Source organism: Mycobacterium sp. PDNC021 (genome assembly GCF_048282635.1).
Lineage (GTDB): Bacteria > Actinomycetota > Actinomycetes > Mycobacteriales > Mycobacteriaceae > Mycobacterium > Mycobacterium llatzerense.
The window spans coordinates 2,493,147-2,517,831 of the sequence record NZ_CP182502.1 but is presented as its reverse complement, the minus strand read 5'-3'; the positions used below and the strand labels follow the sequence as shown (position 1 = coordinate 2,517,831).

Annotated in this window: 19 protein-coding genes and 1 tRNA gene; 8 read left to right on the top strand and 12 right to left on the bottom strand. The window is 67.9% G+C overall.

Annotated features, from left to right (window positions below; translation table 11 throughout):
• Positions 1-3 precede the first annotated feature (3 nt).
• The 5 genes from ACNO8X_RS11865 to ACNO8X_RS11845 all read right to left on the bottom strand — a co-directional run bounded on the left by ACNO8X_RS11865 (position 4) and on the right by ACNO8X_RS11845 (position 5,967).
• The gene (locus ACNO8X_RS11865; protein WP_418005431.1) at positions 4-1,143 is read right to left on the bottom strand and encodes a diguanylate cyclase; all 1,140 of its coding nucleotides are present in this window, start codon (positions 1,141-1,143) and stop codon (positions 4-6) included.
• Positions 1,144-1,356: 213 nt separating this feature from the next.
• Positions 1,357-1,518 (bottom strand): hypothetical protein, encoded by a 162-nt coding sequence (locus ACNO8X_RS11860; RefSeq protein WP_418005430.1) that lies wholly within the window; start codon positions 1,516-1,518, stop codon positions 1,357-1,359.
• A gap of 117 nt (positions 1,519-1,635) precedes the next feature.
• Positions 1,636-1,709: transfer RNA gene (locus ACNO8X_RS11855), tRNA-Met, on the bottom strand.
• A 153-nt stretch (positions 1,710-1,862) separates the two neighbouring features.
• Positions 1,863-4,853, bottom strand: a complete 2,991-nt coding sequence (locus tag ACNO8X_RS11850; protein ID WP_418005429.1) for a UPF0182 family protein — start codon at positions 4,851-4,853, stop codon at positions 1,863-1,865.
• A gap of 88 nt (positions 4,854-4,941) precedes the next feature.
• Entirely contained in the window at positions 4,942-5,967 is a 1,026-nt protein-coding gene (locus ACNO8X_RS11845; RefSeq protein ID WP_418005428.1) for a PDZ domain-containing protein, read from the bottom strand.
• 89 nt (positions 5,968-6,056) lie between these two features.
• On the opposite strand from ACNO8X_RS11845, the gene ACNO8X_RS11840 reads away from it, so the two are divergent.
• From ACNO8X_RS11840 to ACNO8X_RS11830, 3 genes are all read left to right on the top strand, one after another.
• On the top strand, positions 6,057-7,451 hold the full coding sequence (locus ACNO8X_RS11840; protein ID WP_418005427.1) for a zinc-dependent metalloprotease: 1,395 nt from the start codon (positions 6,057-6,059) through the stop codon (positions 7,449-7,451).
• A gap of 78 nt (positions 7,452-7,529) precedes the next feature.
• Positions 7,530-8,381, top strand: coding sequence for a TOMM precursor leader peptide-binding protein (locus ACNO8X_RS11835; RefSeq protein WP_418005426.1), 852 nt, complete (start codon positions 7,530-7,532; stop codon positions 8,379-8,381).
• Positions 8,382-8,427: 46 nt separating this feature from the next.
• Positions 8,428-9,750, top strand: coding sequence for an ABC1 kinase family protein (locus ACNO8X_RS11830; protein ID WP_418005425.1), 1,323 nt, complete (start codon positions 8,428-8,430; stop codon positions 9,748-9,750).
• A gap of 82 nt (positions 9,751-9,832) precedes the next feature.
• Here ACNO8X_RS11830 and ACNO8X_RS11825 read toward each other — a convergent pair whose 3' ends face one another.
• From ACNO8X_RS11825 to ACNO8X_RS11815, 3 genes are all read right to left on the bottom strand, one after another.
• On the bottom strand, positions 9,833-10,096 hold the full coding sequence (locus ACNO8X_RS11825) for a WhiB family transcriptional regulator (RefSeq protein ID WP_043392947.1): 264 nt from the start codon (positions 10,094-10,096) through the stop codon (positions 9,833-9,835).
• A gap of 141 nt (positions 10,097-10,237) precedes the next feature.
• The gene (locus ACNO8X_RS11820) at positions 10,238-10,498 is read right to left on the bottom strand and encodes a hypothetical protein (protein WP_418005424.1); all 261 of its coding nucleotides are present in this window, start codon (positions 10,496-10,498) and stop codon (positions 10,238-10,240) included.
• Between the two features lie 162 nt (positions 10,499-10,660).
• Positions 10,661-12,772: an ATP-dependent DNA helicase UvrD2 gene (locus ACNO8X_RS11815; RefSeq protein WP_418005423.1), complete on the bottom strand. Its 2,112-nt coding sequence runs from the start codon at positions 12,770-12,772 to the stop codon at positions 10,661-10,663.
• A 134-nt stretch (positions 12,773-12,906) separates the two neighbouring features.
• Between ACNO8X_RS11815 and ACNO8X_RS11810 the strand changes: the two genes are divergently transcribed.
• A complete protein-coding gene (locus ACNO8X_RS11810; RefSeq protein WP_043392495.1) occupies positions 12,907-13,143 on the top strand; it encodes a mycoredoxin in 237 nt (78 codons plus the stop codon).
• Between the two features lie 48 nt (positions 13,144-13,191).
• Here ACNO8X_RS11810 and nudC read toward each other — a convergent pair whose 3' ends face one another.
• Together nudC and ACNO8X_RS11800 are read right to left on the bottom strand one after the other, a co-directional pair.
• Positions 13,192-14,118, bottom strand: coding sequence for an NAD(+) diphosphatase (gene nudC, locus ACNO8X_RS11805; protein WP_418005422.1), 927 nt, complete (start codon positions 14,116-14,118; stop codon positions 13,192-13,194).
• A gap of 8 nt (positions 14,119-14,126) precedes the next feature.
• A complete protein-coding gene (locus ACNO8X_RS11800) occupies positions 14,127-15,206 on the bottom strand; it encodes a potassium channel family protein (protein ID WP_418005421.1) in 1,080 nt (359 codons plus the stop codon).
• Between the two features lie 60 nt (positions 15,207-15,266).
• Here ACNO8X_RS11800 and ACNO8X_RS11795 point away from each other — a divergent pair, with 60 nt between their 5' ends.
• On the top strand, positions 15,267-15,674 hold the full coding sequence (locus ACNO8X_RS11795; RefSeq protein ID WP_418005420.1) for a hypothetical protein: 408 nt from the start codon (positions 15,267-15,269) through the stop codon (positions 15,672-15,674).
• Here the strand turns inward: ACNO8X_RS11795 and ACNO8X_RS11790 are convergent.
• A complete protein-coding gene (locus ACNO8X_RS11790; RefSeq protein ID WP_418005419.1) occupies positions 15,657-18,929 on the bottom strand; it encodes an ATP-dependent helicase in 3,273 nt (1,090 codons plus the stop codon). The two genes, ACNO8X_RS11795 and ACNO8X_RS11790, sit on opposite strands and share 18 nt — an antisense overlap.
• On the bottom strand, positions 18,920-22,051 hold the full coding sequence (locus ACNO8X_RS11785; RefSeq protein ID WP_418005418.1) for an ATP-dependent helicase: 3,132 nt from the start codon (positions 22,049-22,051) through the stop codon (positions 18,920-18,922). The genes ACNO8X_RS11790 and ACNO8X_RS11785 overlap by 10 nt, the downstream gene beginning before the upstream one ends.
• Positions 22,052-22,308: 257 nt before the next feature.
• On the opposite strand from ACNO8X_RS11785, the gene ACNO8X_RS11780 reads away from it, so the two are divergent.
• The 3 genes from ACNO8X_RS11780 (at position 22,309) to ACNO8X_RS11770 (ending at position 24,670) form a co-directional block, all read left to right on the top strand.
• Positions 22,309-23,508: an IS110 family transposase gene (locus ACNO8X_RS11780; protein ID WP_418005417.1), complete on the top strand. Its 1,200-nt coding sequence runs from the start codon at positions 22,309-22,311 to the stop codon at positions 23,506-23,508.
• A gap of 77 nt (positions 23,509-23,585) precedes the next feature.
• Positions 23,586-24,371 carry an alpha/beta fold hydrolase gene (locus ACNO8X_RS11775; RefSeq protein WP_418005416.1) on the top strand — a complete coding sequence of 262 codons (786 nt, stop codon included), beginning with the start codon at positions 23,586-23,588 and terminating at the stop codon, positions 24,369-24,371.
• A gap of 2 nt (positions 24,372-24,373) precedes the next feature.
• Complete coding sequence (locus ACNO8X_RS11770) at positions 24,374-24,670, top strand: MGMT family protein (protein WP_418005415.1); 297 nt, start codon at positions 24,374-24,376, stop codon at positions 24,668-24,670.
• The last annotated feature ends 15 nt before the right edge of the window (positions 24,671-24,685 follow it).

The following is a 24,685-nucleotide window of genomic DNA, read 5'->3' as shown; positions in this document are numbered from 1 at the left end:
GCACTACTCCTGCCGCGCGGTCTCGATCGTCGCGAAGGTGGCGTCAGCGTGCTGAATTCTGTTGCCGCCGGCCCGCTTTGCCACGTACATGTGTCGATCGGCAGCGATCACCAGATCATCGATGGTCGACTCGACACCGGAGTCGTCGATAGGGCTCAATTCGACAGTGGCGATGCCGATGCTGGCGGTGACCGGGAAAGACATGCGAGCGATAGCAGCTCGTAGGCGTTCGGCAATGGTGATCTGGCGGGGTCGGTTGGTGACACCGGCGATGAGGAATTCGTCACCACCGACACGTCCGATCACCGCAGTGTCTCGCGTCTGTGCACGGAGAATGTCGGCCACCGCCAAGAGGGCACGATCTCCAACCGCGTGACCACGCTCGTCATTGAGGAGCTTGAATCCGTCCAGATCGATCACCATCAGGACCAGGTGACTGTCCGTATCGCGATGCTTGTAGACCAGTTCCTGCGCCTTCATGCTGAATGCCCGCCGATTCAGCGCAAGCGTCAACGGGTCGGAGTCCGCTTGGAGCAGGTCTATGCCCAAACTGTGCACGATGATCTGAATACTCGCGGGCGCCGTGGTGGTGAGCACAACCACCAACCACACGGCGCACATCCCGAGGACGAGGCGGCCGGATTGGCCGATGCGGACGGCTTCGATGACCGCGACGATCATCGCGATCTGGAAGTTGTACACCGCATATGGCGCCGTGTGAGCGAAGGCGATGTATGTCGCAGGAAGCGTAAACGCGGCGCACAGGAACATGGAAATGAACGGACCGCTACATGACAAAGCGACGGCCGCAATACACGCCGTAGTGCCGGCGGCAAAAATCCTGGAGCACCGCATGGTGGGCATTCGGAAGGCCCAGAGCAGCCCGAGCAGAAACAAGCACCCCGACGCAGCAATCGCCACCAAGCGAGATCGGTCGCCGGTAGGCCCCCGTCCAAGGTCATCAACACGAGCGGCAGCAGGCCACTGACGCACGTCACGATGGCGACCATGGTGCGCACCAAGCCGGCCAATCCGCTGGTTTTGATGTACGCCATGATCCAGTTGAAGTGATCGGGTTGGTGCCACCACCGCCGCAACCAGTACATGGCAAGGCCCTTCCCGATTCACCGTCGCAGTCGGCAACCACGTCACCTCCACCGGAGGCCGGACCGAACGACTCAGTAGTTTGCTGACTAGCAGGCAAACCACGCACTCGCCGACACCACGACCGAAATCTGGCAACAGCCGAAGCGCATGTTATCAAGCAATTTACGGTAGATTCCTCTGTCAATGGCCCCGACCGGCCATGAGGGGTTGCAACCGCTCCGACCACCGAACCTGATTGCTAAATCTGACTCATCGCGCACAAAGCGACTCCACAGTTGCCATCAGGGTCGCGCCTGGCGCGCTCAGCAGCCGGCGTCGACCGCGGGCGCAGCGCACGAGCAACTCATCGACGACGGCATGGCCGAACCAATCGTCGGTGTCCGCGAAGCGGTCCAGGTCGATGACGATCACCGCCACACCTGCCGCCGGGATGCTGTTGCCGCGCAACAGATTGAATGTTCCCGAACGCGTTCCCACCAAGCATGAAGAACGGCCCCCGGAGAGTTCTCCGGGGGCCGTTCTCACTAGTAGCGGGGACAGGATTCGAACCTGCGACCTCTGGGTTATGAGCCCAGCGAGCTACCGAGCTGCTCCACCCCGCGTTGGTGAATACAACGTTACCCAACGCTGCCGAATGAACCAAATCGTATGGTCAGACAGGGTTTCTGGACCGCATGCCGGATGGCCGGTAGATCCAAAACTGCCCAACCCCCGGAGGAATTGGGCAGTTTTGTGTCTTTCGCGCGGTGATTCGACTACTTCGCCTCGCGGTACTTGGCCATGGCGTCGTCCAGCTTCTGCAGAGCCGCGCCGAACTGGCCGAAATTGCCACTCTGCTGGGCCGCACGCATGCCATCGAGCGCCGCATTGACATCTTGCAGGGCAGCGGCTTTCGCGGGCGACAGCGTCACCGGGACGCCCGGTGGCAGCACCGCTGCCGGCACCGGCGGCTGCGGCCCTGCAGCGGGCGGCTGGACGGCACCAGGCACGGCCACAGCAGGCGGCGTACCGGCCGGCACGTCAGTCGGGGCCGGACCGGTGGCGGTCGCCCCCGCCCCGGGCCCGAAGATGCCGTTGAGGGCGTCCCGCACCGTCGGGCCGTAACCGATCTTGTCGTTGTACAGCATCGCCACCCGGATCAACCGTGGGTACGACGACGCCGCATCACTGGCCCCCGGCGAGGCGTAAACCGGTGCGACATAAAGCAACCCACCCTGCCCCACGGGCAGCGTCAGCAGGTTGCCCCAGCGGATCCGGTTCTGGTTGTCCCGACCGATGACACCCAGATCCTGGCTCACCGCGGTATCGGTGCTGATCGCGTTGAACGCCAGCTTGGGGCCGTTCACCTGGCCGGGAATGGTCAGCACGGTGATCTTGCCGTACGTGGCCGGGTCGGAGCTGGCGCTGATGTACGCGGCCAGGAAATCCCGCCGGAACCGGTTCATCGCCGTGGTCAGCTGGAACGACGATGAATCACCGCCGGTGGCAAGGTCTTTCGCCACGATGTAGTACGGCGGCTGGAAACTGCTGGCCGTCGGGTTGGGGTCCAGCGGCACGTCCCAGAAGTCCGACGTCGAGAAGAACGTCACCGGATCGTTGACGTGGTACTTGGCCAGCAGCATGCGCTGGACCTTGAACAGGTCCTCGGGGTAGCGCAGATGTTCAGCCAGCTCGTGGGAGATCGCCGACTTCGGCTTCACCGTGTCCGGGAAGACCTTCATCCACGCCTGCAGCACCGGGTCGTGCTCGTCCTGCTCGTACAGCGTGACGGTGCCGTCGTAGGCGTCGACGGTGGCCTTCACCGAGTTGCGGATGTAGGACACCTGCTTGTCGGGCAACATCCGGTTGACCGCAACCTCATTGGAGTCGGCGGTCGCACTCGACAGCGACGTCAGCTCCGAGTACGGGTAGTTGTCCAGAGTGGTGTAGCCGTCGACGATCCACACCATGCGCTTGTTGACGATTGCCGGGTACACCGTCGAATCGGTGGTCAGCCACGGCGCCACCGCCTCGACCCGGTGGGCCGGGTCTCGGTTGAACAGAATCTTGCTGTTCGGTCCGATGACGTTGGAGAACAAGAAGTTTCGCTCGGCGAACTTGGCGGCGAAGACCGACCGCGTCAGCCAGTTGCCGATATCGACACCGCCGGTACCGCCGTAGGTGTAGTTCTTGGTCTCGGTGTTGGTCTCGTAGTCGTACTCCCGGTCGGCGCCGTTCTTGCCGACGATCGCGTAATCCGACGCGGCACTGGCGATCACCGGACCGAAGTACACCCGGGGCTGATCCAGCGGCGCCGGGCCGGGCGACACCGCGGCACCGTTGGCACCGACCACGCTGGCCAGGAACTCGGGGTAACCGCCGTTCTGGTTGGGGTCGTTGGCAATTCCGCGCACCGTGTTGGCCGGCGACGCGATGAACCCGTTGCCGTGGGTGTAGACGGAGTGTTTGTTGATCCAGTCGCGCTGGTTGTCGATCAGCCGGTCCGGGTTCAATTCCCGTGCCGCCACGACGAAATCGCGCAGCTTGCCGTCGGGTCCGTTGTAACGGTCGATGGACAGCTGGTCCGGGAAGCTGTAGAAGTTCTTGCCCTGCTGGAACTGGGTGAAGGCCGGTCCGACGATGGTCGGGTCGAGCAGCCGGATGTTCGACGTCGTGGCCCGGTCAGCGGCGACCTGCTCGGCGGTGGCCGGCGCGTTGCCGCTGTAGTCGCGATACGTCACCGAATCACCGGTCAACCCGTACGCATCTCGGGTCGCCGTGATACTGCGACTGATGTAGTCGCGTTCCTTCGCCGCCGCATTGGGCTTGACGCTGAACTGCTCGACCAGCATGGGCCAGCCGGCGCCGATGATCACCGAGCTCAGGAGCAGCAGCACCAGACCGATCGCCGGAATCCGCAAGTCCCGCAACACGAGCGCCGAGAACACCGCCACGGCGCAGATCACCGCGATCGCCAGCAGGATCAGCTTCGCCGGTAGCACCGCGTTGATGTCCGTGTAGCCGGCACCGGTGAACGGCTTGCCGGCACGGGTGTGGCTGAGCAGCTCGTACCGGTCGAACCAGTACGCAACGGCCTTGAGCAGCACCAGGATTCCCACCAGCGCCACCAACTGCATCCGCGCCGCGCGGCTGAGCGCGCCCTGGCGGCCCGACAGCCGGATACCGCCGAACACGTAGTGGCCCAATAGGTTCCCGACCAGCATCAGGAAGACCCCGACGAACAGATACCCGAGCACCAGTCGGTAGAACGGCAGATCGAACGCGTAGAAGCCCAAATCCTTGCCGAATTCGGGGTCGTTGATGCCGAACGTGCCGCCGTGCAGGAACAGCTGCACCCGCACCCAGTAGGTCTGTGCGACGAATCCGGCCAGCAATCCGATGAAGGCGGGAACACCGATGGCGAACAACCGCAGCCTCGACAGGACCGTCGCGCGGTAACGGGCGACCGGATCGTTGGGCCCGGACGCGGGCACGAACACCGGCCGCGACCGGTACGCCAGTGCCATTCCACCGAACGTCACGGCCCCGATGAACACGCCGGCCACCAGGAAGACCACCAGGCGCGTCACCAGCACGGTGCTGAACACCGAACGGAAACCGATCTCGCCGAACCACAGCCAGTCCACGTAGGCGTCGACCAGCCGCGGGCCCACCATCAACAAACCGACGATCAGCAACGCGATCCCGACCAGAATCCGGCTTCGTCGCGTCAGCTTCGGCATCCTCGCCGCAGGCCGCATCCCCACTCGTCAGCTCCAGTCTGTTGAAAGTCCGTTTGAAAATCAGTAAGGCCAGCTGTGCCACGACTCTACGCATTCTGGGGTGGCCGCACGCTCAACAGCGGGGAGGTTCGCCACCAGCGGACACGGCATGCAGCGCGTCGACCGCTCCGTTCAGGTTCTCGACCTTGATCAACCCCAGCCCGTCGAGATGGGCCGAGACCGCTTCGGCGCAGTTCTCGGCGGGCACCATGAACACCGTCGCGCCGGCCTCCCGTGCGGCCAGCATCTTGTGCGTGATGCCGCCGATCGGGCCCACCTTGCCGTCGTCGCCGATGGTGCCAGTGCCTGCAACGAACTTGCCGCCGTTGAGATTTCCGTCGGTCAGCTTGTCCACGACGGCCAGGCTGAACATCAGGCCGGCTGACGGGCCACCGATGTTGGCCAGGTTGAAGTCGATGGCGAACGGCGCCCACGGCGCGTTGAGCACCGTGGTGCCGAGGTAGCCATAGTCGCGGTCCTTGTTGGACCCCAGGGTGATGGTCGCGACGCCGATGCCGGCGTTCTTGCGCCGGTAGTCGAGCACGACGTGGTCGCCCGGCTTGGTTTTCTTCAGCAGTGACGTGAACTCTTCGACATTGGCCACCGGAACGCCGTTGACCATGTCGATGGCATCGCCCGGGCGCAGCTGGCCGGCCGACGGCCCCGGATCGGCGACGGCCTGGACCGTGACTGCCTTCGGGTACTTCAGGTAGCTCAGCGCCGCGTACTCGGCGTCTTCCTCGGAGTTCTTGAAGTCGGCGTTGTTGGCCTTGTCCACCTGGTCCTTGGACTTGTCCGGCGGATACACCAGATCGCGCGGCACCAACTGCTCGCGGCCCGACATCCACAGCGCCAACGCCTGCCCCAGCGTCAGCCCGTCGCTCTGCGACACCGTCGTCATGTTCAGATGCCCCGACGTCGGGTGCACCTTGACGTCGCCCTTGATGTCGACGACCTTCTTGCCGTCGACCTCACCGAGCGTGTCGAACGTCGGGCCGGGACCCAGCGACACGAACGGCACGGTCACGACCGACACCAGCACGACGAACACGATGATCGGCACCAGAGCGACCACGAGCGTAGAAATCCGCCTGTTCACGCCGCCAACAGTAAAGCTCGCGGCTCGGTTCGCTGACAGCATGACCCGCGAAGCCACCGGCGGGCCGTGCTGGCAGTACGGTTGACGGTATGGCTGACCTGCCTTTCGGCTTCTCCAGCGGCGAAGACCCCGACCGCGACAAATCGAACAAAGAGCCTGGACCAGGCTCCTCCGGAAGCGCTTCCGGGGGTTCGTCCGGTGGTTCGTCGGACCCGTTCGGGTTCGGCGGTGCGTTCGGCGGTCCCGGTGGCGCCGGCATGCCCGACCTGGGCCAGATCTTCACGCAGCTCGGCGCGATGTTCAGCGGCGCGGGCGCGTCGATGAACAACCCGCAGGCGGGTCCGGTCAACTACGACCTGGCCCGCAAGCTGGCATCCAACTCGATCGGGTTCGTCAAGCCGGTGCCCGAGCAGACCGCGACAGCCATCTCGGATGCGGTACATCTGGCGGAGACCTGGCTCGACGGTGTCACTCCCCTGCCGGCCGGCACCACCCGCGCGATGGCCTGGACCCCGAGCGACTGGCTCGACAACACCCTGAACACCTGGAAGCGGCTGTGTGACCCGGTCGCCGAACAGTTGTCGAGCGTCTGGGTGTCGGCGCTCCCCGAAGAGGCCAAGGCCATGGCCGGCCCGCTGATGGCGATGATGTCGCAGATGGGCGGCATGGCATTCGGCTCGCAGCTGGGTCAGGCCCTGGGCACGCTGTCCAAAGAGGTGCTGACCTCCACCGACATCGGCCTGCCGTTGGGTCCGTCCGGCGTTGCCGCGCTGATGCCCGAAGCCGTCGAGGCATTCGGCGAAGGTCTCGAGCAGCCGCGCAGCGAGGTGCTGACCTTCCTCGCGGCCCGTGAAGCAGCACATCACCGGTTGTTCAGTCATGTGCCGTGGCTGGCCACGCAGCTGCTCAGCGCCGTCGAAGCCTTCGCCAAGGGCATGAAGATCGACATGAGCGGGTTCGAAGAGATGGCGTCCGGCCTGGACCCGGCGTCGCTGATGGGTGACCCAGGCGCCATGGAGAAGCTGCTCAGCCAGGGCATGTTCGAGCCGAAGTCCACACCCGAACAGGCCGCGGCCCTCGAACGCCTCGAGACGCTGCTGGCGCTCATCGAGGGCTGGGTGCAGACCGTCGTCACTGCGGCGCTCGGCGACCGCCTGCCGGGCACATCGGCGCTGAGCGAGACGCTGCGTCGTCGTCGCGCCACCGGCGGACCGGCCGAGCAGACGTTCGCAACCCTCGTCGGCCTGGAGCTGCGGCCGCGCAAGATGCGCGAGGCCGCCACGCTGTGGGAGAAGCTGACCGAGGCCGTCGGCGCCGACCAGCGCGACGCCGTCTGGCAGCACCCCGACCTGCTGCCCGGCGCAGCCGATCTCGATGAGCCCGCGGCCTTCATCGACCGCGCGCTCGGCGGCGACACCACGGGGCTCGACCAGGCGCTGGCCGACCTCGAGAAGGACCTGAAGCGGGACACGGACGAGGAGTAGCCGACCCGTAGCAGCGGGCTCAGCGAGCCTGTGGATAACTAATTCGCCGAATCGGCGTGCCATTGGCACAGTTGGGCCATGATCGCGGCCCGTCAGACCTTGAACCCGGCCATGCCGGTGTTGCAGCGGCCCGACGGCACGGTGCAGCTGGGGTGGGACCCGCGGCGCGCCATCGGCATTCGACCACCTGCCGGGCTGTCGGGCGGAGCTCTGGCCGATCTACTGCGCGGCATGCAGAGCGGCGTCGACGTCGAGAGCAGCCGGTCGCTCGCGATAGCGGCCGGGCTGACCGACGTCGACGGCTGGGCCGGGCTCCTCGGCGCGCTGAGCACGGCAGGCCTGTTGCGGCCGGATCCGGACTCTGACCGCCGACCGGTATCGGTGCGCGTGCACGGCAGCGGTCCCCTGTCGGACCTGCTGGCCGGCGCCTTGACCTGTTCCGGCGCCCGGGTGCGGACCAGTCGCTTCGGGCATGTGGCTCGCGCAGGCGCTGATCTGGTGGTGCTGTCGGATTTCCTGGTGGCCGACCGACGCCTGGTGCGCGACCTGCACCGCACCGGGGTGCCGCATCTGCCGGTGCGGATCCGGGACGGCACCGGGTTGATCGGCCCGCTCGTGCTGCCCGGAGCGACGAGCTGCCTCAATTGCGCTGACCTCCACCGCAGTGACCGCGACGCGTCGTGGCCGGTGCTGGCCGCCCAACTCGAGGGCACCGTCGGCAGCGCGGACCGGGCCACCGTGCTCGCCACCGCGGCGGTGGCGCTCAATCAGGTGGACCAGGTGATCGACGCGATTCGCGGCGGCGGGTGCCGCGCAAAACCGCCGCCCACGCTGGATGCCACCCTCGAATTCGACATCGGCTCGCGGACCACCGTGGTGCGCCGATGGTCCCGTCATCCGCTGTGTGACTGGTGCGACCAGAAACCGTGACAACACGCGTTGCCATGTCGCCGCCGTGCACTCAGCAACGTCGTGGATGATGTTGAACGTGGCTGATATCAAACGGGGCAGTGTGGCACGCAACGCGAAACTCGCCGGCCTGGCCGGCGGCATGGCGGGACGGGCCGCACTCGGCTTCGGCAAGCGCCTGGCGGGCAAGCCCAAGGACGAGGTCACCGCCGAACTGATGGACAAGGCCGCACACCAGCTCTTCACCGTGCTCGGTGAGCTCAAGGGCGGTGCCATGAAGGTCGGCCAGGCCCTGTCGGTGATGGAAGCCGCCATTCCCGAGCAGTACGGCAAGCCATACCGCGAGGCCCTCACCAAACTGCAGAAGGACGCCCCGCCGCTGCCGGCAGCCAAGGTGCACCGGATGCTCGACGGCCAGCTGGGCACCAAGTGGCGCGACCGGTTCCAATCCTTCGACGACACCCCCGTGGCGTCGGCCAGCATCGGGCAGGTCCACAAGGCCGTCTGGTCCGACGGCCGCGAGGTCGCGGTCAAGATCCAGTACCCGGGCGCCGACGAGGCGCTGCGCGCGGACCTGAAGACCATCCAGCGTCTGGTCAGCGTCTTCAAACAGCTGGCACCCGGTGCCGATGTCCAGGGCGTCGTCGACGAGTTGATCGACCGCACCGAGATGGAGCTCGACTACCGGCTGGAGGCCGACAACCAGCGGGCGTTCGCCAAGGCCTATCAGGGCCACCCGCACTTCAAGGTGCCGGGAATCGTCGCCAGCGCCCCGAAGGTCGTCATCGCGGAGTGGATGGACGGCATCCCGATGTCGGTCATCATCCGGGAAGGCACCGTCGAGCAGCGGGACCTGATGGGCACCCGGCTGTCCGAACTGACGTTCGACGCGCCGGCCCGCCTGCAGATCATGCACGGCGACACCCACCCCGGGAACTTCATGCTGCTGACCGACGGCCGGATGGGCGTCATCGACTTCGGCGCGGTGGCGCCGCTGCCGGGTGGGCTGCCGACCGCGATCGGCGAAATGATCAGCCTGGCGCGGGACAAGAACTACGACAAGCTGTTTCCGGTCATGGAGGACGCTGGATTCATCCAGAAGGGCGAGCAGGTTCCGATCGACGAGGTCGACGACATGCTGCGCCAGTACGTCGAGCCGATCCAGACCGACGTCTTCCACTACACGCGCCGGTGGATCATGAGAATGGCCGCGGGCCAGCTCGACAACGGTGTGGCCCAGATCAAGATGGCCCGGCAGCTCGATCTGCCGCCGAACCTGGTCATCCCACTGCGCGTCATCGCGTCAACCGTCGCGATCTGCTGTCAGCTGGACGCCCACGTCCCGGTGAAAGCCATTGCCACGGAACTGGTTCCGGGCTTCACCCCATAGCTCGCGCTGAAAGTGGGCGATATGACCGGTGTTTCGCCGGTTTCTCGGTCATATCACCCACTCTCGGCGATGGCCGGTGCAGCTAGGCCGCGACGACGTCCTTGCGCGGACGACCGCGCGGACGCTTGCGTGCGATGACGGCACCCCGCTCGAGGATCTCCCCACCCCAAACACCCCACGGCTCTTCACGTTCCAGTGCCTCGCTGAGGCACTGGCGCCGGATCGGGCAGTCGGCGCACAGCGCCTTGGCCTGTTCCAACTGAGTGGGGCTGTCCGCGAACCACATATCGGGGTCGCCGACATGACATGGCACCGCCAGCCTTTGTCGGCAAGTCTGGCTAGTCATGTCCTCATCACCTACTTCCTGGTCTTCTTACGTGGTGTCTGATGGACCAGTGACCAGGTGGTTTGAGGTTGTGCCCCAAAAACATTGGCCACGGATCCGGTGTTCTCGGGTCCGTGGCCAGATGGCTTGAGTGGGCTCTACCTAAGTAGTGCCCCGCTTCACGGACGCGAAGGTCTTGGCGTTGCGCTTGTGCTGCGGGATGTCGGCGACATGCCCAGCCGTCGCGAGACGTGCCGCCGACATAGCGGCGGCTGCAGCGGCAGCGGGAACGGCGGGGACGTCAACGATCTGATGCCAGCCGGCGCCGACGCGCGATACCGCCTCATAGGCAGCAGCGGTCAACGGCGCACGGGAGCAGGCGACAGCGAGGACAGCGCCTCGGGACGCATCAAAACTGATCATCTGGGCCACCTCCTCAGCGGTCGACTGCGGATTCACACATCATGAATTCGCGGGATTTCGTTGCGGCTTCGAGGCTAGACGTTACCACCGAAATATGACAAGCGATTTTTTGACCAGCGGTTTTGGCACAATTTGCGTCATATTTGGCGCAAATTAGGTGGACTAACGGGACCCGTTCACCAAAGCCAGGACGTCCGGGCCGTATTGCTCGAGCTTGCGCGCCCCGATCCCGGGAATGGCCACCAGCGCCGCGTTGTCGGCCGGCAGGGCTTCGGCGATAGCAATCAAGGTGTTGTCGGTGAACACCACATAGGCCGGCACCTTCATCTCCTGCGAGGTACGCAGACGCCACTCCTTGAGCCGGCCGAGCAGCTCTTCGTCGAGGTTCGACGGGCACGACTCGCAGCGCCGCAGCAGAATCGCAGTCGACGTCGTCAGCGCCGAATTGCAGACGCGACAGCGCGGCGCCGGCCCCCGTTTGCGTTGCGGCTGTTGGGGTTCGCGCCGACTCTGCGGCGTCAGCCCGTTGAGGAAGCGCGAGGGCTTGCGGCTCTGCCGGCCGCCGGCAGCTCGGGCCAGTGCCCATGAGATGGTCAAATGCACTCTGGCCCTGGTGATTCCGACGTAGAAGAGACGGCGCTCCTCCTCGACGGGTTCGCTGTCCGCACCGTGCGACAGCGCGTGCGAGATGGGCAACGTGCCGTCGACCAGACCGACCAGGAACACCGCATCCCACTCGAGCCCCTTGGCCGCGTGCAGCGACGCCAGCGTCACGCCCTGCACCACCGGTGGGTGCCGGGAATCGGCGCGCTGGCGCAGCTCGACGAGCAGCCCCTGCAGGTCCAGGTTGGCGCGTACCGCGACTTCCTGTTCGACCAATTCGACCAAGGCCAACAACGCATCCCAGCGTTCCCGGGCCTTGGTACCCGCCGGCGGCTCGGCCGTCAGGCCCAGCGGTTCCAGCAGATCCCGGACCAGCTGCGGCAGCTCGACGCCGGCGACATCCCCCTGGTGTCCCGCGGCGCGCTGCAGCGCCAGCAGCGCCTGCCGGATCTCCTGGCGGCTGAAGAAGCCTTCACCACCGCGCACCTGGAACGCCACACCGGCCGCGGTGAGCGCCTCCTCATACACCTCGGACTGCGCGTTGATGCGGTACAGGACAGCGATTTCCGAAGGGGCAGTGCCGGATTGGATGAGCTTCTTGATGGCGGCGGCGACCGCGTTGGCCTCGGCGACCTCATCGGGATGCTCCCGGAACACCGGTTTGGGACCGGGATCGCGCTGACCGATGAGTTGCAACCGGCTGGCCGCCATCCGGCCGGAAGCCGCCGAGATCACCTGATTGGCCAACGACACCACCTGGGGCGTGCTGCGGTAGTCGCGCTCGAGCCGGATCAGCGCCGCATCGGGGAACCTTCGCGAAAAGTCGAGGAGGTACTGCGGGGTGGCACCGGTGAAGGAGTAGATGGTCTGGTTGGCGTCGCCGACCACGGTCAGGTCGTCCCGCTCCCCCACCCAGGCGTTGAGCACCCGCTGCTGCAGCGGGGTGACGTCCTGGTACTCGTCGACGACGAAGCAGCGGTAGCGGTCACGGAACTCGCCGGCGACGGCAGCGTCGTTCTCGATGGCGGCTGCGGTGTGCAGCAGCAGATCGTCGAAGTCCAGCAGCGCCGAGCCGTCGCGGCGGGCCTTGAGTCCCTCGTACCCGGCGTACACCGCGGCAACCTTGGCGGCGTCGAGCGGGATGTCCCGCTCGATCGCGGCGACCTGCTGCGGGTACTGCTCGGGACTGATCAGGGACGACTTGGCCCATTCGATCTCGCCGGCCAGGTCGCGCACGTCGTCGGTGCTGGCCTGGATACCCGCCCGGTTCGCCGCCTGCGCCACGACCGCGAACTTGCTGTCGAGCAGTTCCCAGCCGGTATCGCCGACCACCCGCGGCCAGAAGTACCGCAGTTGCCGCAGCGCCGCGGCGTGGAATGTCATGGCCTGCACGGCCCCGGAGCCGGCGGCGCCGTCGATCTCCTGCTCCAGGCTGCGCAAGCGGCTGCGCATCTCACCCGCAGCACGCTGGGTGAACGTCACGGCCAGCACCTGACTCGGCGCGACATGGCCGGAGGCCACCAGATACGCGATGCGGCGGGTGATGGTCCGCGTCTTGCCGGTGCCGGCACCGGCCAGCACACATACGGGGCCGCGGGGGGCGAGGACAGCCTCGCGCTGTTCGTCGTCGAGGTCCTCGAGGAGCGTGGACGGCGGGGCCTCGGCTGGCATGGCCTACATCATGGCAGCCCGGTGTGACACGTCGGTGTGGCACGTCGGTGTGGCACGTCGGTGAGCCGACCCCTGTGACACAGTCGGCACCGCTGAGCGGCATGGCGCGGCGATCGGATACGTTGAGTCGCGTTATGAGTGCACTGATCATGTACAGCACGACCTGGTGCGGCTACTGCAAGCGGCTCAAGACCGCGCTGAAGGCCGAAGGCATCCCGTACACCGAGATCGACATCGAGCAGGACATGGACGCAGCCAAGTTCGTGATGTCGGTCAACGGCGGCAACCAGACGGTGCCGACGGTGAAGTTCCCGGACGGCAGCGCGCTGACGAACCCCAGCATCAAGGACGTCAAAGCCAAGCTGAACTAGCGATTTGTGCACGATTTTCCGCGCCAGCAGCGGATTTTCGTGCACAGATCACAGGGCTGCCCAGGATTCGATGATCTCCCGGGCGATCGAGATCGAGCCGGGCAGCAGCAGCCGGGTGTCTGACGCGCTGTTCCAGTCGCCGTGCTCGAGCGCCTCGCGCACCTCGGCCCGGGTGAACCAGTCGGCCTCGGCGATCTCGCCGTCATTGAACGCGAACGGCTGCTCCGGATCACCGATGGCATGGAAGCCGACCATCAGCGAGCGCGGGAACGGCCAGGGCTGACTGCCCAGGTACTTGACGTCGGTGACGGCCAGGCCGATCTCCTCGGCGATCTCGCGGACCACGCAGGACTCGAACGACTCACCGGCTTCCACGAACCCGGCCAGCAGCGAGAACAGCCGCTCCGGCCAGTTCGTCTGCCGGGCCAGCACCGCGCGGTCGTGGCCGTCGTGCACCAGGCAGATGATCGCCGGGTCGATGCGCGGGAATTCCTCGTGACCGCCGACGCTGTTGACGCGCGCCCAGCCGCCCTTGATCGCCTTGGTGGGTGCGCCGTCGATGGCGCTGAAACGGGCGCTGTCGTGCCAGTTCAGCAGCGCCGTCGCGGTCGAGACGAGCTGCGCGCTGATGTCGTCGAAGATGGTCCCGGCCCGGCGCAGGTCGAGCACCTCGACCGGCTGACCGGACGGCTCCGCCGGTTCTTCGAGTGCGCCGCGCACACCCCACACGTGCCGGCCGTCGGGCATCCGGCCCAGGAACACCGCATGCTCGTCGGGCTTGTCCCCGAGTTCCGCCGCACGACCCAGCACCACCTGGCCGCCGGAGATCAGCACCTGGTTGCGCCGGTCGACGCGCAGCAGCAGCGCGTCGTTCCAGCCGGCAATGGCGGCGTCGACGTCGGTGCGCAGCGTGTCGGCCCGGTCCGCACCGACCCGAGACAGCAGCGGGACATTACGCAGGGTGAAATCGCTCATCGCCGCGCCTACCGTTCGACTTCGGCGTTGCGGATGTAGAGCAGGCGGTCCCCGGCGGCGAGGGCGTCGACCTCCGGGGCATCGACCCTGAGCAACTTCCCGCCACGCACCACGCCGAGCACGATGTCGGACAGGTGCCGCGGCGAGCCGCCGAGTTCCTTGGCCTCGACCTCACGCTCGGAGATCGCAAAGCCTGCGTCAGGGGTGAGCAGGTCTTCGACCATCTCGACCACGCTCGGGGTCTGAGTCGCGATGCCAAGCAGCCGGCCGGCGGTCTCCGAGGACACGACGGTCGAGTCGGCGCCGGACTGCCGCAGCAGATGCTGGTTCTCGGCCTCGCGGGCAGAGGCGATGATCTTGGCTTTCGGCGCCACTTCGCGGGCGGTCAGCGTGACCAGCACGGCGGTGGCGTCCTTGTCCGTCGCGACCACGATGGATCTGGCGTGCTGTGCCCCGGCCAGGCGCAGCACCTCCGATTTGGTGGCGTCACCGACCACGGTGACCAGTCCGGCAGCCCGCGCCCGGTCCAGTGCCGCCGGGTTCTCGTCGACGACGACGATGTCTCCGGGTGCGACCTCGTCGCCGACCATGGCCTGGACCGCGGTGCGGCCCTTGGTTCCATAACCGACGACGATGGTGTGATTGCGCACGCTGCTCCTCCATCGCTGAATCTTCAAGGCTTGACGAGACTGCGTGGTCAGCGTCTCGACGGTCGTACCGATCAGCACGATCAGGAACGCGATCCGCATCGGGGTGATCACCAGGACGTTGATCAGCCGCGCGCTCGGGGTGAACGGCGTGATGTCGCCGTAGCCGGTGGTCGACAACGACACCGTCGCGTAGTAGATGCAGTCCAGGAGCGACATCTCGTTGTCTTGGACATCACGGTAGCCGTCGCGATCGATGTACACGACGAGTACCGCCGCGCCGAGCACCACCAGCGCATAGATGACGCGGCGCGCGATCCGGCGGGCCGGGCTGACGAATGGCTCCGGGATTTGCAGTACATCAACCAGATCCGCGTTCTGCCTGCTGGTCAGGTTCTGCTCCATGGCGGCCATGCGCCGCGACAATCTAACGCGAGCCACGACGAGCCAATATCTGGCAGAGGCTCACCACGGGACGGCTCAGCACAGCACTATGTAACCATGACCGCCCCCAGCACTCCGGATAACACCACCCACAGCCAGGCCCCCGCATACCGAATGGGCGCACTGCTCGTCGGAATGGGCACCCTGCATTTCGTCGCACCCAAACCGTTCGACGGCATCGTTCCGGAAGAACTGCCCGGCACCGCCCGGTTCTACACCTACGCGTCGGGCGTCGCCGAAGTCGCCACCGGCGCAGCGCTGCTCATTCCGCGCACCCGCAAGCTTGGTGCGCTGGCTGCGGTCGCGCTGTTCATCGGGGTGTTCCCCGCCAACGTGAACATGGTCCGGCTGTGGTGGCCCAAGGGCTGGCCCGCGCGCATCGCCGCCCTGGCCCGGCTGCCGCTGCAGGTGCCGATGGTGACCCAGGCGCTCAAGGTCTACCGCAACTCACCCGACGCGCACTAGCGCCGCCAGTTCGTCGGCGCCGGGAAGGTCGGTGGGTGCCACCGTCTGCCCGGCGCGCACGTAGTGGAAGACCGCCCGCACCGAATCGACGGGTACGCCCTGGATCGACGACCAGGCCAGCCGGTACACCGCCAGCTGAATTGCCTTGTTGCGCATGGTTTCCGGAGTGGTCGGCGGATCGCCGGTCTTCCAGTCCAGCACGGTGTAGCCCCCATCGGCGTCGGCGAACACTGCGTCGATGCGGCCCCGGATCACGCGGTCGCCGATCACCATGTCGAACGGCACCTCGATGTCGATCGGGGTGCGGGCGGCCCAGTCCGACAGGGCGAACGCGGCCTGCAGGTCGGCCAGTTCGTCGGCGACGGCCTGCCCCAGCTCGGCATCGACCGCGCCGGGTAGGTCGTCGAGGTCGAACAGCCGCTCGGCAGAGAAGTACCGCTGCACCCAGTCGTGAAACGCGGTGCCCAGCAGTGCCTGCGGGTCCGGGCGCGACGGCAGCCGGCGCTGCAGCCGCTGCAGTGCGCCGGACCGGTCGCTGCTCAGGTCGACCAGCGTGCTGACCGACAGTTGAGGCGGCAGCTCGACCGGACCGCGCTGCTGGGTCCGTGCACGTTCGGCCAGCAGGGCATCGACATCGGCGGACCACCCGTGGCGGTCGTCGAAGTTCTCATCGGCCGTGGCCGTGAGCGCCTGCGCGACCAGGGCCGCGCCCCGGTCGACGTCACCGCGGCGGGCACCAGCGGGGTCGACGGGCCATGCACATTCGACGACGTTGTCGCGCAACGGATTCACGGCGCTCTCGGGCGGTGCGGGTGCCCACTGCTCGATCTCGCCGCAGGGGTCGCCGTCATTGGCGGCGCGTTCGATGATGTCGCGCATCTCGGTGAGGAAGTCGGATGGCCCGGCCGGCTTCGCGGCCGTCGTCCCCCAGTGGTACCCGGAGAGCAGCAGGGTGTCCTCGGCCCGGGTCAGGGCCACATAGAGCAGGCGGCGTTCCTCATCGGTGCGCCGCTGATCGAGCAGGGCCTTGTGCGCGGCGATCTTGTCCGCCAACATCTTCCGGTCGTTGACATCCGACGTGTCGAGCACCGGCACCCCGTGTTCGGACAACTCGGCACGGTCGCCGCGCAGCAACGGCGGCAGGTCGCCCGCGTCGGTCAGCCAGGTGCGCTGCGACGCGGTGGACGGGAACACCCGGGCGACCAGGTGCGGGACCGCGACGATCTGCCACTCCAGCCCCTTCGCGGCGTGCACCGTCAGGATCTGCACGCGGTCCGCGGCCACCGTCACCTGTGCCGGCGCCAGCCCGTTCTCGACCTCGGCGGCCGCCGTCAGATACGCCAGCAGTCCGGCGATGGGCGCAGACGCGTCGGCGTCGGTGACCGGCCGCGCCGCATAGCCCGCCACCACATCGGCGAACGCATCGAGATGCTCGGTACCCCGCCAGCCCTCGGAAACCCCACTGGCCGCGCGGGTTTCGGCGTCGATGCCCAGGACCCGACGCGTTTCGGCGACCAGATCGGGCAGCGGCTGATGCAGGTGCGCGCGCAGCTGGCTCAGCTCGGCAGCCAAGGCCAGCAGCCGACGGTGTCCTTCGGGTGAGTAGCGGTCGGCCGGACCTGGGTCGCTGATGGCGTCGGCCAGGCAGGCGTGGTCGGCGTCGGGGGCGACGTGGGCTATTGCCTTCTTGATGGCCTGCTCGGCGGCCGACCCGGAGGTCCGCGCGGCGTCGGGCACATCCAGTTCCGAGGCGCGGCGCCACAGCGCGGCCAGGTCGGCGGCACCGAACCGCCACCGCGCGCTCGTCAGTACCCGCATCGCGGCGACCCCGGCGGTCGGCTCGGCGACCAGGCGCAGCATCGCGACCACGTCGGCGACCTCCGGGATAGCCAGCAGCCCGGCCAGACCGACCACCTCGACGGGGATCCCACGTGCGTTCAGCGCCTCGGCGATGGGCGCGGCGTCGGCGTTGCGGCGCACCAGGACCGCGGCCGTCGGCGCCGGGTCACCCGCGGCGGCGGCACCGTGGTACCGGCGAGCCAGGTGATCGGCGACCCAATCACGCTCGGCGACAACATCATCCAACAACGCACACTGGATGGTCCCCGGCTCGGCACCGGGCCGCGGCAGCAGTTCGCGCACGCTCACGCTGCGGCGGCGGGCCTCGGCGGACACCTCGTTGGCCAGCTTCAGCGCCCGCGGTGGGTTGCGCCAGCTGGTCCGCAATTCCAGGGTCGGGGCGGGCGAGCCATCCGAGAGCCGGAAGTCGGTGGTGAACCGGGGCAGGTTGGTGGCCGACGCGCCGCGCCAGCCGTAGATCGATTGGATCGGGTCCCCCACCGCCGTCAGCGCCAGGCTGTCGTCGACGCCGCCACCGAACAGCGACGACAGCGCCACCCGCTGGGCATGCCCGGTGTCCTGATATTCGTCCAGCAGGACCACGCGATACCGCTCCCGCAGCTGCGCGCCGACCTGCGGGAAACCCTCGGCCAAGCGGGCCGCCGCGGACATCTGCGTACCGAAGTCCATCACCTGCGCATCCCGCATCCGCTGGTGCACCGCGTCGATGAGCGGCACCAGCTCGGCCCGCTCGGTCTGGGTGTCCAGCAGATTCAGCAACCACTGCGTGGGCCCACCGCGCTGGCCCGGTCCCGCCGGGAGGGTGAGGATGAGGCGTTCGAGCTCGTGATGGGTGTCGCGCACGGCGTCGGTGTCGACGAGATGCTCGGACAGCTGACCGGCCAGGCGCAGCACCATCTGGGTGATCGCGGCCGGGGACTTGTCGGTGTGCAGCTGCCCCGGGAAATCGGACACCACCCGAAAAGCCAACTGCCACATCTCGGTTTCGGTGACCAGCCGAGTGGCCGGCTCGATGGGCAGCAGCAGCCCGTACTCGCGGAGCAGGGTGCCCGCGAAGGCGTGATAGGTGCTGACGGTGGCGTGCTCGTCGGCCAGCGAAACGCCGGGCAACAGGCCCGAACCGGCGAGGCGGGCCAGCCGGGTACGCACGCGACGCAGCAACTGTCCGGCCGCCTTGCGAGTGAAGGTCAGCCCCAGCACCTGCGACGGGGTCGCATAGCCGTTGGCCACCAGCCAGACCACCCGCGCGGCCATGGTCTCGGTTTTCCCCGCGCCGGCGCCGGCGATCACCACCAGTGGTCCCGGCGGGGCAGCGATGACCGCGGCCTGCTCGTCCGTGGGGGTGAACAGCCCGAGCGTCTCGGCAAGGTCGGCGGGGCTGTACGTCACGGGCATCCACCCTTCGTACCTTGCGCCGGGCACATGGCCCGCACCGGGCAGGTGGCGCACCCGGCGCCGGCGCGCGCGACGAACTGCGGCCCGGCCGTGGCCGCCGCGGCGTCGGTGACCCGCTGCCGCCACTGCGCCTGTGCCGTCTCCCCCATCGGATCCTGCTCGCGCTCGGTGGCGCCCGCCTTGGCGGGTTTGGCCGGATACACCAACCGGCCGCCGCCCGGCTGATCACCCTGCGGCACAATGCCTTCCGCGATGGCCAGCTGGTACAGCGCGAGCTGGGCATGCTGCTGGGCATCGGCCTTGGTGGCCGGGCTCTTGCCGGTCTTCACGTCGACCACCACGAGGCGTCCGTCGCGGTCGCGTTCGAGCCGGTCGATGCGCCCCTTCACCTGCACCTGCGGACTCGCATCGGCGATCACGCCGGCGACCTCGAGTTCGGTGCCGACCTCGGTGAGCTCGGCGCGGCTCTCCTGCCGCCACGTCGTGAAGGTGTCCAGCATGGCGCGGTACCGCTCCAGCTCGTTGTCGGCGTACCAGTTCGAGTCGAAAGGCAGGTGTTGCCAAACCTTTTCGAGTTCGCCGCGCAGCTGGGCCTCGCTGCGACCGGAGTCGGCGACCAGGGCGTGCACCAGGGAGCCCAGTGCCGAACGCAGATCGCGGCCGTCGCTGCCGCCGTGCCGCTCCAGCATCCAGCGCAGCGGGCAGTCGGTCAGGGTCTGCACGGTCGACGGCGACACCGTGACGACGTGGTCGTCACCGGACCACAGCGGCTCGGCAGTGGACAGCTCCGTGCTGGCGTACCACTGCGCCGGGTCGGCGCCCGGCACCCCGGCCTCGGCCAGCCGCGCCAATTGTGCTGCCGCACAGAGCCGGTCGGACTCCTCGACCGCGCCGCCGGGGGCGCAGACCACCGACCGCAGCCGGCCGACCAGTGCCGACGGGGACAGCACGGCGGGCGCGTGCACCGGGAGCTCGTCGGCATCGGGATCGGTACCGCCGGCCAGCGCCGCCAGCTCCTCGAAGAAGGTCGACGGCAGCAGCGCTTCGTCACCGTTGTCGCTGTCGACGGCCGTCACCAGCACCCGGTTGCGGGCCCGGCCCAGCGCAGCCACCAGCAGCCGTCGTTCCTCGGCCAGCAGCGGCGCGGTGGCCGACATGCCACGAACGTCACCCACACCGTCGACGATGTCGAGCAGCTGCTGGGTCCCGAGCACGCCCCCACGCGGAACGGTGTTGGGCCACAACCCTTCCTGCAGGCCGGCGATGACCACGAAATCCCATTCCCGCCCCAGCGCGGCATGCGCACTGACCACGGCCACCTCGTCGGCCTCGGCGCGCTCCGGCGTCGAACCCGACCAGGACAGGGCGCGGACGTGGTCGATCAAACCGGTGAGGGAGGCCGCCGCGGTGCGGGCCACGTACTGGTCGGCGGTGTCGAACAGCGCGGTGACGGCGTCCAGGTCGACGCCCGCAGCGACCCCGGCCGCACCCGGGCGCCCGGCCGCGGCCTGCCACCGGCGCGACAACCCGCTGGTGTGCCAGGCCTGCCACAGCACGAACCGCGGGTCCTGGCCGGCCGTCGCCGCCCGGCGCGCCGCGTCGAGGACCGCACGGACCCGGCGCACCGGCCGGGCCAGCTGATCCGGCAACGGGCGTTCGGTGCCGACGGTCAGCGCCTCGGTCAGCAGCTCACCGAACTCACGGCCGCTGCCGTCGGCGCGGCGCAGAACGCGCCGCAACTGGCGCAGCGACACCGGGTCGACCCGGCCGATGGGCCCCGTCAGCATGGCCAATGCCCGGTCGCCGGTCAGCTGGTCGGCGACGCAGTCCAGCACCGTGAGCAGTGCGCCCACCGCCGGATGCAGTGCCGGCGGCGCGGTGTCGGCCTGCTGCTGCACCGGCACCCCGGCAGCGGTCAGCGCCCGGGACAGCGCCGTCCCGGCCCGCGGCACAGAGCGCACGATGACGGCCATCTGCGACCAGGGCACCCCGTCGACCAGGTGCGCGCGGCGCAGCGCGTCCGCGATCAGTGCGGATTCGGCGTGCGGCGAACCCGCCACGCGCACCGTCAGCGAGCCGAGGTCATCCGTCGTCGCCGACGTCAGGGTCCGCGACGCGTCCACGCCGGGCAGGCGCCGTGCCACGGCCGCGACCGCGCCGGCCACCGCGGGTGCGCACCGATGGGACTCGGTCAGAACCACCTGCGGCTGGTCCTCGGGACCGTACAGCAGCGTCGGTTCGGCGCCGCGGTAACCGAACACCGTCTGGCTCGGATCACCGGCGATGACGGTCAGCTGGGCGCCGGCCGCCAGCACCCGCACCAGCAGCGCGGCCTGCGGATCGAGGTGCTGCGCGTCGTCGACCAGCAGCAGCCTGATGCGGGAACGTTCGGCGTCCAGCAGTGCGGGATCGACGGCGAAGGCCTCGAGCGCGGCGCCGACCAGCTCAGCCGCGCCCAGCGCAGGCACCGTCGCCTGCGGGGCGGCCATGCCGACGGCGCTGCGCAGCAGCATCACCTGCTCGTAGACCTGCGCGAACCGGGCCGCGGCCACCCACTCCGGGCGTCCGGCCTTGCGGCCGATCCGGCGCAGGTCCGCGGGGTCGACGCCACGTTCGGTGCAGCGGGCCAACAGGTCCCGCAATTCGGTCGCGAACCCGGCGGTGGCCAATGCCGGACGCAGGTGCAGCGGCCAGTCCACACCGGCATCGTCGCCGTCCTCGAGATCACCGGCGAGGAGCTCGCGGATGATGCCATCCTGCTCGGCGCTGGTGATCAGCCGCGGCGGCGGGTCACCAGCACGCTGCGCGGCCTGGCGCAACACCGCAAACGCGTAGGAGTGCAGGGTGCGGACCAGCGGCTCCCGGGTGACCTGGCCGGAATCGCCGAGCAGCGCCGACGTGATGGCGCCGCGGACCCGGCTGCCGAGGCGCGCCGAACCCGTGAGCAGCAGCACCGACTCCGGATCTGTCCCGGCCGCGATATGCGTTGCGGCAGTGCGGATCAGCAACTCGGTCTTGCCGGTTCCGGGGCCGCCCAGCACCCGCACCACACCACGCTGCCCGGGCTCGGTCAGGGCATTAACCGAGCCGGGCGCGGTGAGTGCGGAGTGCGGGGCGGCCATGCACGGAATGCAACCACGGGGGTACGACATTGATGATGAAAGAGCGTTACCGCGCAGGTCGTGACCCTGGGTCTGACTGACGCTCTGCTGGGTTGTCTTTAACTTGATCTGTCCGGCCTGTGTGGTGCGCGTCTTGTTCACGCCGGACAGGACGGACATGACTTAATCAGGAGCTTGGCCGTTCCTCACCAATGTCTTGTCTGCCCGCCCTGGCCGGTGTGCCCCACCTAATGCTGGTCAGAAGGGACACCATCATCTTGACAGAATCTGCGCGCATCGTTGCCGGTGCGGACACCCATGCCGACACGATCCATGTCGCCGCGATCACCATGACTGGTGCCGCTGTTGATGATCGGGAGTTCCCGACCACGCGCGCCGGATACAGCGCGGCCATCAGCTTCCTGACCTCACTGGGTCAGGTTGAACGGATCGGTGTGGAAGGCACCGCCAGCTATGGTGCCGGATTCACCCGGGTGCTGACCGCGGCTGGCGTTGAGGTCGTCGAGGTGACCCGGGCGGTTAAATCCACTCGCCGCCTCAGAGGCAAATCTGATCCGCTCGATGCCTACAGCGCCGCGCGGACCGCGTTGGCCGGTGACGGGCTGGCCACCCCGAAAGACGACACCACCGCCGGCCTGCGGGCCCTGCATGTCGCTCGTCGGTCGGCGGTCAAGCACCGCACCGCGGTGATCAACCAGATCAAAGCCATGCTGGTATCGGCGCCCGATGTGATACGCGAAAAATACCGTGGTTTAACGACATTGAAGATGGTCGAGGCGATCGCCCGCTGCCGCCCCGACACCCAGCCCGAGCCGTGGGCGCAGTCGATGCTCAGCGCAGCCAAGCTGCTCGCCCAACGCGTGCAATTCCTCGAAACCCAAGCCGAGGCACTCGGCGCCCAGATCGACGCATTCGTCACCGCGGCCAATCCCGCACTACGCGCGGCCCACGGCGTCGGCGCGGACACCGCCGCTCAGCTATTGATCACTGCCGGGGCTAACCCGCACCGGCTGCACAGTGAAGCTGCGTTCGCCGCGTTGTGTGGGGCCGCGCCGGTACCGGCGTCCTCGGGTAAGACCAACCGACACCGACTCTCTCGCGGTGGTGACCGCGCCGCCAACAGCGCACTGCACCGCATCGCACTAGTACGGATGTCCAACCACGATCGGACCCGCGATTACGTGCAACGCCAGGTCACAAAAGGGCACAGCAAAAAGGAGATCTTGCGCAAGCTCAAACGAGCCATCGCCCGAGAAATATTCACCCTGCTGACCCGCCAGATCGACGTGCCCGAGTACACCGACCTGCGCCCGGCTCGGCAAGCCAAGAACATCACCGTGACCGCCGCAGCCAACCATTTCGGGGTCTGGCCCACCGTGATCTCCCGCATCGAACGCGGACTACAACGCGACGACACCTTCGCAGACACCTACAGAAACTGGCTCAACGCGGCTTGACATGAATAGGAGCATCAAGTTGCGTCGAAGACAGTGTCCGGCGACAGTCGGGCCCAGTGTCTGGCAGCATCATTGCGGTGAGCTTGCAGGTGTATCGCTACGGACCGGCGCGGCCGGCACAGATTCTGGCCCTGCACGGCCTGACCGGCCACGGAAAGCGGTGGCAGACCCTGGCGGACGGGTATCTGCCCGAATATGCCGTGCTGGCACCGGATCTCCTGGGACATGGACATTCGTCGTGGGCGGCGCCGTGGAACATCGACGAGAACGTCGCGGCCCTGGCCGCTCTGCTCCACGACGAGGCCGACGGTCCGGTGGTCGTGGTGGCCCATTCGTTCGGCGGCGCGATAGCACTCAATCTCGCTGCCGCCCACCCCAATCTGGTGTCGGGCCTGGTGCTGCTGGACCCCGCGACCGGGCTGGACGGCAGCTGGATGAGCGAGATCGCCGACGCCATGCTCGGGTCCCCCGACTACCCGGACCGGAAGGAGGCGCACGCCGAGAAGGTGAACGGATCGTGGGGCGAGGTCTCGGCGAAGTACCCCGGGGAACTCGAACGCGACCTGGACGAGCACCTGGTCGCCCTGCCCGGCGGACGCGTCGGCTGGCGGATCAGCCTGCCCGCCATGATGTCGTACTGGAGTGAGCTGGCCCGCCCGATTGTGTTGCCGCAGCAGGGCACACCGACGACGCTGGTGCTGGCGAAGCAGACCCACCCGGCGTACGTGACCGGTGAGCTGGTGTCCGCGTTGCAGGCGCGGCTGGGCGCCGACTTCGAGCTGGCCGAATTCGACTGCGACCACATGGTGCCGCACGCCATGCCTGCCGAAACCGCCGATGTGATCCGGGGACACCTGGTCTGATCATGGCCGCGGTCACGGAGGAACAGGTGGAGGTGGTGCGGGACCTCGTCGCCTCGATACCGTCCGGTCGGGTGTCGACCTACGGCGATATCGCGGATGCCGCAGGGCTTTCCAGCCCGCGGATCGTCGGCTGGATCATGCGGACGGATTCCTCGGACCTGCCGTGGCACCGGGTGATCACCGCGGCGGGCCGGCCGGCGCCCCACCTGGCGACGCGGCAGCTCGAAAGACTGCGCGCCGAAGGGGTTTTGGCGGTGGACGGTCGGGTGCCGCTGCGGGAGTATCGGCACGCGTTCTGATGCGAGACGCCTGAC

Bases quoted from the DNA above. Each gene is read 5' to 3' on its own strand.
- ACNO8X_RS11840 (WP_418005427.1), top strand. From the start codon at position 6,057: ATGGCTGACCTGCCTTTCGGCTTCTCCAGCGGCGAAGACCCCGACCGC.
- ACNO8X_RS11835 (WP_418005426.1), top strand. From the start codon at position 7,530: ATGATCGCGGCCCGTCAGACCTTGAACCCGGCCATGCCGGTGTTGCAG.
- ACNO8X_RS11830 (WP_418005425.1), top strand. From the start codon at position 8,428: ATGATGTTGAACGTGGCTGATATCAAACGGGGCAGTGTGGCACGCAAC.
- ACNO8X_RS11825 (WP_043392947.1), bottom strand. From the start codon at position 10,096: ATGACTAGCCAGACTTGCCGACAAAGGCTGGCGGTGCCATGTCATGTC.
- ACNO8X_RS11820 (WP_418005424.1), bottom strand. From the start codon at position 10,498: ATGATCAGTTTTGATGCGTCCCGAGGCGCTGTCCTCGCTGTCGCCTGC.
- ACNO8X_RS11815 (WP_418005423.1), bottom strand. From the start codon at position 12,772: ATGCCAGCCGAGGCCCCGCCGTCCACGCTCCTCGAGGACCTCGACGAC.
- ACNO8X_RS11810 (WP_043392495.1), top strand. From the start codon at position 12,907: ATGAGTGCACTGATCATGTACAGCACGACCTGGTGCGGCTACTGCAAG.
- nudC (WP_418005422.1), bottom strand. From the start codon at position 14,118: ATGAGCGATTTCACCCTGCGTAATGTCCCGCTGCTGTCTCGGGTCGGT.
- ACNO8X_RS11795 (WP_418005420.1), top strand. From the start codon at position 15,267: ATGACCGCCCCCAGCACTCCGGATAACACCACCCACAGCCAGGCCCCC.
- ACNO8X_RS11790 (WP_418005419.1), bottom strand. From the start codon at position 18,929: ATGCCCGTGACGTACAGCCCCGCCGACCTTGCCGAGACGCTCGGGCTG.
- ACNO8X_RS11785 (WP_418005418.1), bottom strand. From the start codon at position 22,051: ATGGCCGCCCCGCACTCCGCACTCACCGCGCCCGGCTCGGTTAATGCC.
- ACNO8X_RS11770 (WP_418005415.1), top strand. From the start codon at position 24,374: ATGGCCGCGGTCACGGAGGAACAGGTGGAGGTGGTGCGGGACCTCGTC.